The 13,172-nt window shown below is 73.0% G+C and carries 8 protein-coding genes and 1 pseudogene; 3 read left to right on the top strand and 6 right to left on the bottom strand.

Annotated features, from left to right (window positions below; translation table 11 throughout):
• Window positions 1-35: 35 nt before the first annotated feature.
• Together QOL88_RS03580 and QOL88_RS03575 are read left to right on the top strand one after the other, a co-directional pair.
• Window positions 36-1,091 (top strand): LacI family DNA-binding transcriptional regulator, encoded by a 1,056-nt coding sequence (locus QOL88_RS03580; RefSeq protein ID WP_097222847.1) that lies wholly within the window; start codon window positions 36-38, stop codon window positions 1,089-1,091.
• A 22-nt stretch (window positions 1,092-1,113) separates the two neighbouring features.
• Window positions 1,114-3,054, top strand: coding sequence for a DUF2264 domain-containing protein (locus QOL88_RS03575; protein WP_097215036.1), 1,941 nt, complete (start codon window positions 1,114-1,116; stop codon window positions 3,052-3,054).
• A 7-nt stretch (window positions 3,055-3,061) separates the two neighbouring features.
• Here QOL88_RS03575 and QOL88_RS03570 read toward each other — a convergent pair whose 3' ends face one another.
• The 4 genes from QOL88_RS03570 to lgoX all read right to left on the bottom strand — a co-directional run bounded on the left by QOL88_RS03570 (window position 3,062) and on the right by lgoX (window position 8,305).
• Window positions 3,062-4,555 (bottom strand): tripartite tricarboxylate transporter permease, encoded by a 1,494-nt coding sequence (locus tag QOL88_RS03570; protein WP_097215035.1) that lies wholly within the window; start codon window positions 4,553-4,555, stop codon window positions 3,062-3,064.
• A gap of 1 nt (window position 4,556) precedes the next feature.
• Entirely contained in the window at window positions 4,557-5,096 is a 540-nt protein-coding gene (locus QOL88_RS03565; RefSeq protein WP_097215034.1) for a tripartite tricarboxylate transporter TctB family protein, read from the bottom strand.
• Window positions 5,093-6,076, bottom strand: a complete 984-nt coding sequence (locus tag QOL88_RS03560) for a Bug family tripartite tricarboxylate transporter substrate binding protein (protein ID WP_179879089.1) — start codon at window positions 6,074-6,076, stop codon at window positions 5,093-5,095. Before QOL88_RS03560 ends, QOL88_RS03565 begins: the two co-directional genes overlap by 4 nt.
• A gap of 216 nt (window positions 6,077-6,292) precedes the next feature.
• A complete protein-coding gene (lgoX, locus tag QOL88_RS03555) occupies window positions 6,293-8,305 on the bottom strand; it encodes an L-glutamate oxidase LgoX (RefSeq protein WP_097215032.1) in 2,013 nt (670 codons plus the stop codon).
• 290 nt (window positions 8,306-8,595) lie between these two features.
• Between lgoX and QOL88_RS03550 the strand changes: the two genes are divergently transcribed.
• On the top strand, window positions 8,596-10,494 hold the full coding sequence (locus tag QOL88_RS03550; protein WP_097215031.1) for a CASTOR/POLLUX-related putative ion channel: 1,899 nt from the start codon (window positions 8,596-8,598) through the stop codon (window positions 10,492-10,494).
• Window positions 10,495-10,587: 93 nt separating this feature from the next.
• Here the strand turns inward: QOL88_RS03550 and QOL88_RS03545 are convergent, their stop codons facing one another.
• Together QOL88_RS03545 and QOL88_RS03540 are read right to left on the bottom strand one after the other, a co-directional pair.
• Entirely contained in the window at window positions 10,588-11,874 is a 1,287-nt protein-coding gene (locus QOL88_RS03545; protein WP_097215030.1) for an outer membrane protein assembly factor BamB family protein, read from the bottom strand.
• A 193-nt stretch (window positions 11,875-12,067) separates the two neighbouring features.
• Window positions 12,068-13,096: pseudogene (locus QOL88_RS03540) on the bottom strand (IS110 family RNA-guided transposase); the annotation flags it as partial.
• Window positions 13,097-13,172: the final 76 nt, after the last annotated feature.

Here is a 13,172-nt window from a genome sequence, read left to right as displayed (position 1 = left end):
GGGCGGAAGAGGAGACGCGGGGGATGGGGAACGACATGGGGTCCAAGGGGCGGGTCACGATCCGCGAGGTCGCCGAGCGGGCGGGCGTGTCCACGGCGACCGCCTCCCGCGCGCTCAGCGGCAACCACCCGGTGCCCGCCGCGACCCGGGCCCGGGTCCTGCGCGCCGCCCGCGACCTCGACTACGTGGCCAACGCGCACGCCCGCGCCCTGGTCGGCGGCGGCCGCAAGATGGCCGCCGTCGTGGTCCGCCAGGTCACCAGCCCCTTCTACGCCCAGGTCGCCGAAGGCGTGGAGGCGGAGGCCGCCGACCGAGGCTGGCTCTGCGTGGTCGGCGCCACCGGCGGCGACGCGCAGCGCGAGATGGAGTTCGTGCAGCTCATGCGGGAGGAGGGCGCCCGGCTGGTGATCCTGGTCGGCGGGGTCGTCGAGGACGACGCCTACCGTGAGCGCGTCGCCCACTACGCCCACGCCCTCGACTCCTCCGGGGCCCGCCTCGTGCTCTGCGGCCGGCCCGCGCCCGGCCCCGAGATCCCCGCGCTGGTCGTCGAGTTCGACAACGAGGCCGGAGCCCGCGCCGCCACCGGCCATCTGCTGTCGGCCGGGCACCGCGGAATCGTCTTCCTCGGCGGGCTGCCCGGCAACACCGCCCTCGACGCCCGCGTCGCCGGCTACCGGGCCGCCCTCGCCGAGCACGGACTGCCGCCGGGCGCCGCGCACGTCGTCGACTGCGGACTGGGACGCGCCGCGGGCCACCGCGCGATGACCGAACTCCTCAAGAAGGAACGGGAGTTCACCGCCGTCTTCGCCGGGGACGACATGGTCGCCGCCGGGGCCCTGCGCGCCATCGCCGACGCCGGGCTGAGCGTTCCCGGTGACCTCTCCGTCGTCGGCTACAACGACATCCCGCTCGCCGAGGACTTCAACCCGCCCCTCACCACCGTCCGCACCCCGGCCGAGGAACTCGGGCGTGCCGCCGTGCGCATCGCCCTGCGCGACCCCGAGCACGCCGCCGGGGCCCACCATCTGCTCGGCACCCACATCGTCGTCCGCGACAGCGTCGGCGCGCCCCCGCCCGGGCGTGCCCTGTGACCAACGGAGGAACCGCACCCGTATGAGCGCGCCGCACGTGTCGCTCCCCGACCCGAAGCACCTCCCCAACCTGCCCCATCTGCCCCCCGCCGACCCGCTGACCTCGCCCGTCACCGGCTGGACCCGTGCCCACTGGGAGGCCGTCGCCGACCGCCTCCTGGACGCCCTGACGCCCTACGCCTCCCCGGGGCTGGCCCAGTACCGCCTCCCCGGGCCGCCCAGCCACTCCGGGCCCTGGTCGGACGGGCTGGAGGGCTTCGCCCGCTCCTTCCTGCTGGCGGCGTTCCGCATCGCCGGCTCGGGCGGGCGTCAGACCCCCGGCCTGATCGAGCGGTACGCGGCCGGACTCGCCTCCGGCACCGACCCGCGCAGCCCCGACCACTGGCCGCCCATCACCGACCGCGGCCAGCCCATGGTCGAGGCGGCGTCCCTCGCGATCGCCCTGCACGAGACCCGCCCATGGATCTGGGACCGGCTCGACGACCGCGTACGGCAGCGCACCGCCGACTGGCTGGGCGGCTTCGTCGGAGCGGTCGTCAACGACTCCAACTGGCGGCTGTTCCAGGTCATCACCGAGGAGTTCCTCGCCTCCGTCGGCGCCCGGCACGACCGCCGGGAGATCGACGCCGGGCTCGCCCGCCTGGAGGACTGGTACCGGGGCGACGGCTGGTACACCGACGGCGACGGGCGCAAGTTCGACTACTACAACGCCTGGGCCCTGCACCTGTACCCCGTGCTGTGGGCCCGTATCGCGGGGCCGCGCGCCGACCCCCGGCTGGTGGCGGAGCATCGCACGCGCCTGCGCTCGTTCCTCCACGACCACCAGCACTTCTTCGGCGCCGACGGCGCTCCCGTCCACCAAGGCCGCTCCCTCACCTACCGGTTCGGCACGACGGCGCCCCTGTGGGCGGGGGTGCTCGCCGACGCCACTCCGCTGCCGCCCGGCCGCACCCGCCGCCTCGCCTCCGGGGCGCTGAAACACTTCGCGGAGCGGGGCGTGCCCGACGAGCGGGGGCTGCTCACCCTCGGCTGGTACCGGCCCTTCCTCCCCGTCACCCAGCGGTACTCGGGCCCCGCCTCCCCGTACTGGGCGAGCAAGGCCTTCCTCGGCCTGCTGCTGCCCGCCGACCACCCCGTGTGGACCGCGCCCGAGGAACCCGGCCCGGTCGAGACGGGCGACGTCCGCCGCGCGTTACCCGCCCCCGGCTGGCTGCTGCACTCCACCGCGTCCGACGGGATCACCCGGCTCGTCAACCACGGCAGCGACCGCCTCCCACCCCCGCCGGCGACATCGGACGACAGCCCGCACTACGCCCGGCTCGCCTACAGCAGCACCACCGCCCCCGAGACACCACCGCCACCGCACACCGGCCCCGACAACCACATCGCCCTGCTCGCCCCCGACGGCACACCCACCCCGCGCGGCCGGATCCACCCCCTCGGAGCCGAAGGCGCCCGCGCCGCCTCCTGGCACCGGGCCGTGCTCCCGGGCAGCGGTGAGGGGCATCGCATCGAGACGGTCAGCGTGGTCCACGGCCCCTGGGAGGTGCGCGTGCACCGCGTCGACGCGCCGCCCGGCACGCCCGTGCGCGAGGGCGGCTGGGCCGTCGCGGACGACACCGGACCCCCGACCGGCCGGACCGGCCCGGCCCGGGCGCTGGCCCGGCGCGCGGACGGGCTGACCAGCACGGTCGTCGGACTGCACGGATGGCAGGGCGCCGAGGCGGCCGTGGCCCACGCGGTCGGCACCAACGCCTGCGGCCACCACTCGGCGACCCCGTACCTCACCCTGTCCGCCCACCCGGGCGGCACGCACCTCCTGGTGACCCTCGTCGTGCTGAGCGCCGACCCGGACGTGAACGGCGACCCGCACGCGCGAGGTTCAGGAACGCGCGTGCGGGTCGCCGTGGCCGGGGAGGTGGAGATCCGCTTCCCGGACGGCACCCGGGAACGGGTGCCGTGACACCGGGTCAGGCCGCCGCGCGGCTCCGCGTCACCGCCTTCCTCAGCAGCGGCCACACCAGCAGCAGCACGATCACCGCGTACACGGTCATCGCGAACGGCGTGTTGACCAGACCCGTCACGCTGCCGTCGCTGATCTGCAGGGCGCGCCGCAACTGCTGCTCGGCGTTCGGCCCGAGGATCACACCGATCACGGCGGGCAGCACGGGCAGCCCGTAGCGGCGCATGCCGAAGCCGATCAGACCGATGATCAGCAGGATCACCAGGTCGATCACCTCACCGCCGACCGCGTACGCGCCGACCGCCGCGAAGAACATGATCCCGGCGTAGAGATACGGCCGCGGGATGCGCAGCAGCTTCGCCCACACCGGAGCCAGCGGCAGGTTCAGCGCGAGCAGCAGCACCATGCCGACGAACAGGGAGGCGATCAGGCCCCACACCAGCTCCGGTTCACGCTCGAAGAGCAGCGGACCGGGCTGGATGCCGTACTGCTGGAAGGCGGCCAGCATCACGGCCGCGACCGCCGTGGTCGGCAGGCCCAGGGTCAGCATCGACACCAGCGTGCCCGCCGCCGAGGCCGACGCCGCCGACTCCGGACCTGCGACACCCTCGATGGCGCCCTTGCCCCACTCGTCCTTGTGCCTGGACAGGCGCTTCTCCGTCACGTACGACAGGAAGGTGGGTATCTCCGCGCCCCCGGCCGGGATCGCGCCGAACGGGAAGCCGATGAACGGGCCGCGCAGCCACGACTTCCAGGTCCGCTTCACGTCGTCGCGCCCCAGCCACGGACGCCCCACCGGGATCGGCTCAGGCGGCCTGCGCCGCAGATGGGCCGCCACCCACAGGGCCTCGCCGATCGCGAAGAGCCCGACCGCCACGATCACCACGTCGATGCCGTCGGCGAGTTGGAGCGAGCCGAACGTCAGGCGCTGCTGGCCGGTCATCTGGTCCAGGCCCACCAGCCCCAGGGTGAGGCCGATGAGCAGGGAGGCGAGTCCCCGGATGCGGGACGAGCCCAGCACCGAGGTCACCGCGATGAACGCCAGCACCATGATGGCGAAGTAGTCCGGCGCGCCGATGTCCACGGCCAGTTTCGCTACCGTCGGCGCGAGCGCCACCAGCAGCAGCGTGCCGATCAGACCACCCGCGAAATGCCCGACGGCGGCCGCCGCGAGGGCCTGGGCACCGCGCCCGGACTTGGCCATGGGGTTGCCCTCCATGGCCGCCACCACCGCCGCGCTCTCACCTGGGGTGTTGAGCAGGATGGAGGTGGTCGAGCCGCCGAACATCGCGCCGTAGTAGATGCCGGCGAACATGATGAACGCGCCGATCGGGTCGAGCCCGTACGTCACCGGCAGCAGCAGGGCGACCGCCATCGCCGGGCCGATGCCCGGCAGCACGCCGATCGCCGTGCCGAGCAGCACACCGATCACGGCCCAGAGGAGATTGATCGGCGTGAGGGCCGTACCGAAGCCGTCCAGAAGGGAGTTGAGGGCGTTCATGTCACAGCACTCCCATCAACGGACCACCGGGCAGGGGCACTCCGAGCAGGTTGTTGAAGACGGTGTAGGTGACCAGGGACAGCCCGGCCGCGATGAGCGGATCCCGGTCGATCCTGCGGCTGCCGAGCGCGAACGCGGCGCCCCAGAACAGCAGCGCGCCCGCGACGGGGAAGCCGAGCGGCTCGATCAGGACGGCAGCGCCGAGGAACACGCCGGCGAGCAGCAGTACCGTGCGCCAGTCGGCGGGCTCGGACAGGTCGACGTCCTCACCGCCCTCGGCCTGGCCCCGGCCGCCCCGCAGCACGTCCAGGGCGAGCAGGGCGGCGATGACCAGCAGCCCGGCGCCGACCACGATCGGCACGGTCTTCGGGCCGACCGGGCCGCGCTGGGCGATGTCGACGTCCATGGTGAGCGCGTCGGTCAGGACGAGGACGCCGAGCGCCAGCAGCAGGACGCAGACGCCGAGTTCCGAGTGCTCCCGCAGCCACGAGCGCCGCTCGCCGCCGGTCTCGGCGGGGGGAATGTCGGTCTGAGTCGTCACAGTCCCAGCTCCTTCAGCACCGAAACCACCCGCTTGTCCTCGGCGTCGAGGAACGCGCCGAACTCCTCGCCGGTGAGGAAGGCGTCGTCCCAGCCGTTCTGCCGCAGGGAGGTGCGCCACTCGTCCGAGTCGTGGAGCTCCTCGATCAGCTTCACGAGCTTGTCGCGCTCCCCGTCGTTCAGGCCGGGCGGGGCGACGATGCCGCGCCAGTTGGTGAAGTTCACGTCGTAGCCCGTCTCCTTCAGCGTGGGCGCGTCGAGCCCGTCGACGCGCTCGGGGCCGGTCACCGCGAGGAGGCGCAGCTCGCCCGCCTTGATCTGGTCCTGGTACTCGCCGACCCCGGAGACACCGAAGGCCACCTTGTTGCCGAGGATCGAGGCGAGCAGTTCGCCTCCGCCGTCGAAGGGGATGTAGTTGACCTGCTTCGGGGGGATCCCGGCGGCCCGGGCCATCAGCATCGGCGCGAGGTGGTCGGGTCCGCCGGGCGACGAGCCGCCGCCCACGGGGAGCTTGCCCGGGTTCTCCTTCCAAGCGCCGATCAGGTCGTCGATCGTCTTGTACGGCGAGTCCTTCCCCACGACCACCACGTCCTGCTCCTCGGTGAGCCGGGCGATCGGCGTGGTGTCTCCGAGCGTCTTCGGCGCGTCGTTGGATCGGACGGCGCCCACGACCCCCAGGCCCATGGACATGGCGAGCTTGCCGTTGCCGTGCTCGCTCACCAGCCGGCTCAGGCCCACCGTGCCGCCGGCGCCGGGCAGGTTGAACACCTCGATGTTGTGGGTGAGCCCGGCGTCCTCGGCGTTCTTCGCGGCCGTGCGGGCCGTGATGTCGTAGCCGCCGCCGGGGGTGTTGGGGACCATGAAACGCAGGCCCGGGATCTGCGTGCCGGTCTCGGAGCCGCTGCCGGTGGTCAGCAGCGGTGGTCCGACGAGCACGAGCACGGCGGCCCCGAGCAGGGCGAGGGGGGTGCGCAGGCGCACGAGTGCCACCACCTGTCGGTACGTCGATGCGGGTAGGTAACGGCCCTGTGGGGGAGGGTGACGTGGGCCACATCGTGCCCGGGCTTCGCCGCACTGTCTGCCTTGCGGAACCAACGGAGGTTGTGGTCGTTGCGGTCGCCGGAAGCGCCGACGGGTGGAGGCCGAACGTGCGGGGGCCCCGGCGCGCACGCGCGCCGGGGCCCCCGCGATCAACGGTCACCGATCCGTGTGGACCTCCAGGGCGGCCCGCACGGCCGACTCCAGGGCCCCCTCGATCCAGGCCGGTTTGACGGACGTGTGGTCACCGGCGAAGTGCAACGGGCCCTCGCGCTCGGGGATGACGGGCAACAACTCGGTGTGCTGCCCGGGCAGCAGCACGGACGCCTCCCCGTAGGCGTAGGGGTCGCGCAGCCAGCTCTGGGTACGACCCGCGCCGGTGTAGAACACCTCGATGCGCCGGCCGTAGACCTGCTGGAGACCGCACAGCGCGTGCGGATACCTCGCCTCGTCGTCCAGGGAGTCCCAGCGCAGCGCGTCGTCGGCCCAGCTGTAGGACGCCAGGACCACGCCCCCCGCGCTGCCCGGGACCGGGTGGGACGGGTTGAACATGAAGCGGTTGGCGTTGTCCGACACCGAGCCGCCGCCCACGACACCGGCCGCCTCCGGCTGGTCGCGGCCGATCGCGCGGTTCGCGGCGTAGTGGGTGCGCTGAGCCTGTGTGATGTGCCCGCCGGGCACCGAGGGGTGCGCGCCGAGGAGACTGCCGTCCGCGGGGGCCTTGCCGGTGCGGTAGGCGTCGTACAGGCCCGGGTCGACGGCGTTCAGCTCGCGCTTCCAGTCGTCCTCGTCGAACTCCCACCAGCGGCGGCTGAACTCGAGCAGCACCTTGGTTGCGCTGTCGTAGTGCAGCTCGCAGACCGCGCGGCGCTTGCGGTAGGACAGCGGCGGATCGATCTGCACATGGCGCAGCCCGGAGAACGGCACGGTGACCACGGCGACATCGGCGGTGAACTGTTCGCGGACGACCGGGCCGTCGCGGCCCTCGGACACGGTGTCCACCCACACGTGCGGGCCCTTGCTCCGCACATGCCCGCCGTCCGCGGACGGCCGGTCGGGGTGGTGGTACTGGATGCGCGTCACCCGGCGGTCGAACCGCACCTCCTTGCGCACGCGTTCGAGCAGGGCGTCCGGCAGCACGGCCGTGCCGCCCTCCAGCTCGTAGAAGGGAGTGTCGGGGCTGATGAGGGAGGAGCCGATGAAGCTGTGGATGAAGGACAGCGGGAGGCGTGAGGTGAGGTTCTCCAGGGTGCCGATCAGGTCGACGGTCCGTTCGTCGAGACCGGCGTGCTCGGTGAGGAAGCGGAACATCGACCAGTCGCCGAACCGCTTCACCACCCGCGCCCAGCCCCGCAGCCGCTCCGGCAGCGGTTTGTCGACCCGCTTGCCGTCCCGGCCGACGTGGCTGAACTCGTCGCGCACGGGGTCCAGCGCGGCCCGCAGGATCGCCGCGGCGGGCGTGTCCCAGTGGGCCTTCGGGACGCCGAAGGACCGGTTCACGCGCCGGGGGGAGCGGGCGTAGTCGGCGCGCCGCTGGCGGATGCCGTTGACGTGGATCCAGGTCCGGGCGGCGGGACGTCCCTCCTCGTCGACGTCGACGTAGTGGAATCGCCGCTTCTTCAGGTCGAACCGGTCGATGAGCTCCATCACCAGCGGGTGACTGCCGGGGATGCGCATCGCTCCCGCCTCGGCGTACTGGCCGGGATCGGCGAAGGGCTGCCCGGCGCCCTCGTGGCCGCCCTTGCGGAAGGTCTTGATGCGGCCGCCCGCCCGGTTGCCGTTGGCCTCCAGGACCGTCACCCGGTGCCCCGCCTCCTTCAGCAGCCAGGCGGCCACCAGCCCGGACGGGCCGGCGCCGATGACGAGGACGTCCTTGGGCCTGGTCTGTCGCGCCGGCAGTCCGTCCTTCAGGACGCTCAGGTAGCGCGGGACGAGGGGGCGGTTGTCGGAGTCCAGGACGAGCAGGGCACGGGCGACGGCCAGGCACCGGTCGGAGTCGGCGCCGCGCGGGCCGCCGGGAGCGGCCGGGGCGAGCGGCGCGGCCGACGCGGGCAGGGCTGTGGCGGTACCGCCGGTCAGGGCCGTGGCCACCGTCGCCGTGCCGGCCACGGCCGCGAACTCCCGCCGGGAGAAACCAGAGTCGGAGCGCACCACTGCGTGATCATCTGTCATGGCGATCTTTGTAACGGTGGTCGTGGCGTGGTGCCGCCGTTCGGCCGGGCGTTGCCCCTAAGGAGCGAATCAGGGGCAAAACCCTCACGTCACGGTGAATCCGCCGCCCCGGCGTGCCCGCCCGACCCGAAGGAATGAACGCGCGGCGAACCGCCTCCGCCACCGCGAACGAGCGTCCACACTGCGACTGCGTATCCACAACCGTGCTCTCCGGCCGTTCCGGCCCGGCGTGCCGCGCCGCGCGGCGCGGGCCGGCCGCACGAGAGCCCGGGGCGACCGAGGGGGGAAGGGTGGCGCAGCGGCGCACCGCGTGGGGTGACCGGGTCCGTTACTGGTTCGACAGCACGCTGGCTCGCGGTGCCTCCGCCCTGGTCGGCTGGATGGCGCTGCTGTGTCTGGCCGTCGTCGTCCCGGCCAGTGCGCTGGTGGTGTGGACCGACCCGCACGCGCCGGAGTCCCTGCCGGACCGGCTGGCACAGGTGTGGCGCCTCACGGGGGAGACCCTGCGGCTGGGCGGGGCGACCGGCACGCCGCTGCGCGTGACGATGTCGGTGCTGCTCGCCCTGGTCGCGCTGCTGTACGTCTCGACGCTGGTCGGCCTGATCACGACGGCGCTCACGGAGCGGCTCACCGCGTTGCGGCGCGGCCGGTCGACCGTGCTCGAACACGGGCACGCCGTGGTCCTGGGCTGGTCGGAACAGGTGTTCACGGTCGTCGGCGAGCTGGTGGCCGCCAACGCCAACCAGCGGAGCGCGGCGGTGGTGGTGCTGGCCGACCGCGACAAGACCGCGATGGAGGAGGCACTCGGCACGAAGCTGGGACAGGTCGGCCGGACGCGGCTGATCTGCCGCAGCGGCCCCACCACCGACCCGGCCGTGCTGACCCTGACCAGTCCGGCGACGGCCGGTGTCGTGCTGGTCCTGCCCCGCGACGAGCCCGATGGCGATGCCGAGGTCGTCAAGACGCTGCTGGCGCTGCGGGCGGCCCTGGCCGGGGTGGAGAACCGCCCGCCCGTCGTCGCCGCCGTCCGGGACGACCGCTACCGGCTGGCCGCCGGCCTCGCCGCGGGCCCGGGCGGTGTCGTCCTGGAGAGCGACACCGTCACGGCCCGGCTGATCGTCCAGGCCGCCCGCCGCCCCGGGCTCTCCCTCGTCCACCAGGAACTCCTCGACTTCGCCGGCGACGAGTTCTACCTGGTCGGCGAGGAGTCCCTGACGGGCCGCCCCTTCGGCGACGCGCTGCTGTCCTATCCGACGTCCAGCGTCGTCGGGCTGGTGCGCGGCGACACCCCGCTGCTCAACCCGCCGCCGCAGACGACCCTCTCCGAGGACGATCTGCTCATCGTCATCTCCCGCGACGACGACACCGCCTGGGCGGGGGAGTGCGGGCAGTGGGTGGAGAAGGCGGCGATGGCCTCCGGCCCCGCGACGCCCGCTCGGCCGGAGCGGGTCCTGCTGCTCGGCTGGAACCGCCGGGCGCCGCTCATGGTCGACCAGCTGCGCCGCCGCGCCCGGCCCGGGTCGGTCGTCGATGTGGTGGCGGACGGCGGCGAAGCCACGATCCGCCAGGCGCGCGAGTCGGACGCGCCCCACGGCACCGGCCTGACCCTCACCCTCCACCGGGGGGACGTCACCCGCCCCGAGACCCTGAGGCGTCTGGACGTGCACTCCTACGACAGCGTGATCGTCGTGGGGGAGGACCCCGCGCCCGGGCAGGCCCCGGACGAACCCGACAACCGCACGCTCGTCACCCTGCTGTTGCTGCGACAGATCGAGGAAGCCTCCGGGCGTGAACTCCCCGTCGTCACCGAGCTGGTGGACGACCGCAACCGGGCCCTGGCACCCCTCGGGCCCGGAGCCGACGTGATCATCAGCGGCAAGCTCATCGGCCTGCTCATGGCACAGATCTCCCAGAACCGGCATCTCGCGGCGGTCTTCGGGGAGCTGTTCTCCGCCGACGGCACCGGCATCCGCCTGCGGCCGGCCGGCGACTACGTGCTGCCCGGGTGCGAGACGTCCTTCGCCACCGTCGTGGCCGCGGCACGCGGGCGCGGCGAGTGCGCCATCGGCTACCGCGGCCACGACGACGCCTTGACGGGGCCGGGGTACGGCGTGCGGGTCAACCCGCCCAAGTCCGAGCGGCGCCGTTGGACCGACGCCGACGAGGTGATCGTCGTGGGGACGGACTGAGAAGGAGCCAGGCGGCCCGACGCGGGACGCGATCGGCGGCACGTCCGGGGCGCCGGGTCCCCTGTGCGGGCACCCGGCGCCCCCTCGGGGCGGTCAGTGCGCGAACGCCGTCAGGACGCCGTCCTGACCGGGCGCGAACACGCGGCCCCCGTGGGTCGCGATGCCGGGGTTGACCCAGCCGCGCCAGTCCTCCTCCGCGAGCACGTTCTCCATCGGGTGCGGCTCGGCCCAGAGCTGGTGGGACCAGACCACCGCGCCGGTGCGCTCGCTCAGCACCACCAGCTTCCCGTTGCCGTCCCTGACGTACACGTATCCGCCGGCGACCAGCTGAACGGTCGCGGCCCCGCGCGGGCTGCGATAGCTCCAGGCCGTCCTGTACGTCGTCGTGCTGATCGCCTTCACGACGCCCCGGTACGCCACGTAGACCCGGCCCGGGCCGAACGCCGGCGTGGCGTCGGCGGGGAAGGAGCGCAGTACGGCGCCCGTGTTCTGGTCGTACGCAACGGTCCGCTCGTCGTCCATGTCGTCGCTGCGCAGCCACAGCGCCCCGGCGCCGCGCGCGATCGGGTTGCCGCCGAGTGCGAGCAGGTCGGGCACGTCGTAGCGGCGCAGCTCCCGGCCGGTGTGCCGGTCCAGGAGCTGGTACGAGTCGTTGTCGAAGCCGAACCACACGCCGTGGTCGTCGACGACCACGGGCGACCATCCCCAGTCGACGAGCGGAGCCCGCCACAGCTCGGCTCCGTCACTCGGGCGCAGCGCCAGCGCCGTGCCCCGGCCGTCCTGGGTGTACAGCGTGCCGTCGTACCACGTCGGCGGGTACTCGCAGGAACCCGAGCCGATGCTGCGGGTCCACCGCTGCGTGCCCGTCGCCGGGTCCCAGGCGGTCACGACGCCCCTGCCGGTCTGGGTGTAGAGGAGGCCGCCGCCGTAGGCCAGGGTGGCCTTGGGGTCGTTGTCGGTGATCAGCTGCTGCGGCCACAGCCTCTTGCCGGTGGCCGCGTCCAGGCCGACGAGTTCCATGCGCGGGCCGTCGGACTCCTCCTCCTGGGCCGCGTTCACCACCACGAAGACCTTCCCGCCGATCGCGACCGGCGCGGAGACCGCCGAGCCGAGGTCGACGGACCAGGCCTTGGTGAACGGCGGGGCCGCCGTGGCCCCGGCGACGAAGCTGTCGTTACGGGAGTTGGCGCGGTAGCCCAGTGTGGCGTCCGCCGGTTCCGTGCTGGCCTTGACCTTGGCCTTCGCTCTGGCGATCGCCGTAGCGACCGCCGGTGCCGGAGTGGCCGCGCCGCCCGGACCGGCGCCGACGGCCAGGACCGCCAGTGCCGTCGCCAGCACGCAGCTCGATCTCGCCCCGACGCGTCTCGTGGAACTGCCCATGGAAACCCCCTAGCCTGCGCGTTTCACTTGCTGTCATGTCCGGATCTTGAGCGGAAACACGAAAGTGCCTTGTGAGCTGGGACGTTGAGGCTTGCCTAGGGGCCTCTGTCACCACAGCAGGAAGGCACTTTCTGCGTGCACACTACCCGCGTCCCAAGTTCGTCGTCTCGGCCGACGGTCACGGAGTGGTCAACGCGGAGAGGAACATCGCGCGTTTGAGCTGCCGGTTGCCGCCTCGAGGAGCATGTTCGCCGTGGATCGAGGTTCCCGATGACTTAGTGGCCGGGGCAAGGCCGGCGGAGGAGGCCAGGTGGGCGGCGCTCGGGAACGAGCTGCCGTCACCGACGGTGGTCAGAAGGACTGCGGCGGTCCTGACGCCGATGCCGGGCATCGACGTCAGGACCTGGGAAAGAGGGTGGGCCTCCAGCAGGGTCTCGATCTGGGCTTCCAGTGCCCGGCGTTGTTCGTGGACGGCGGCCAGCGACTTGGCCAGCGACGGCACGATGACGTCCAGGGTGCTGGTGCCGGGAACGACCACCGTCTGTTCGTCGAGAGCGTCGAAGATGTCGTCGACGAGCCGCTGGGCCATGCGCGGGGCCTTCGGTCGTATTACCTCGACGAGCTTGCGGCGGCCGGCCTTGCGCAGGGCGGCCGGGGATCCGTAGCGCTCCAGGAGCCAGGTGATGGCGGGGTGGTCCAGGCGGGGGCCCAGGACGCGTTCGAGGCTGGGGTGGAACTGGGTGAGCAAGCCGCGGATGCGGTTGGAGGTGCGGTTGGCCTCGCCGGCCAGGTCCTGGTCGAAGCCGACCAGCATGGTCAGCTCGGCGGTGATCTCGTCGGCCAGTTCGAGGGAGCGCAGGGTGTGGGGCATGGTGCGGCCGGCGTCCGCGATGACGGCCGCGTCGCGGGCGTCGGTCTTGGCCTCACCCGGGTAGAGGTCGGCGATCCGGCGCATCGCGAGTCCGGGCAGGTAGGCGACCTTGCAGCCGGCGTCACGGGCGACGGTCAGCGGCAGGGCACCGATGGAGGCGGGCTGGTCCACGACCACCAGGACAGTCGGACCAGGAAGAGCTCTCTCAAACGGCTTGACACGACATAGCAGCCTCGGGGCTGATTCTGCTGCGGGTCGGTGAGGGCTGGTCGCGCGGTTCCCCGCGTCCCTTCCGGGGCGGCGTGCCGTCCGCCGCTTACTCCCGAGGGAGTAATCCGCACCCGCCGTCACCCCCGGCAGTACGCGTCACCTCGCCCTCCCGCCCGACGAAAGCCGTGGTTCTCACCGGAAGTCTGGGGACCGAAGC

Source organism: Streptomyces sp. Ag82_O1-12, from assembly GCF_900182715.1.
In the GTDB taxonomy this organism is placed as follows: Bacteria; Actinomycetota; Actinomycetes; order Streptomycetales; family Streptomycetaceae; genus Streptomyces; species Streptomyces massasporeus.
The sequence above is the reverse complement of the archived record's forward strand: the minus strand, read 5'-3'. Positions and strand labels throughout refer to the sequence as shown.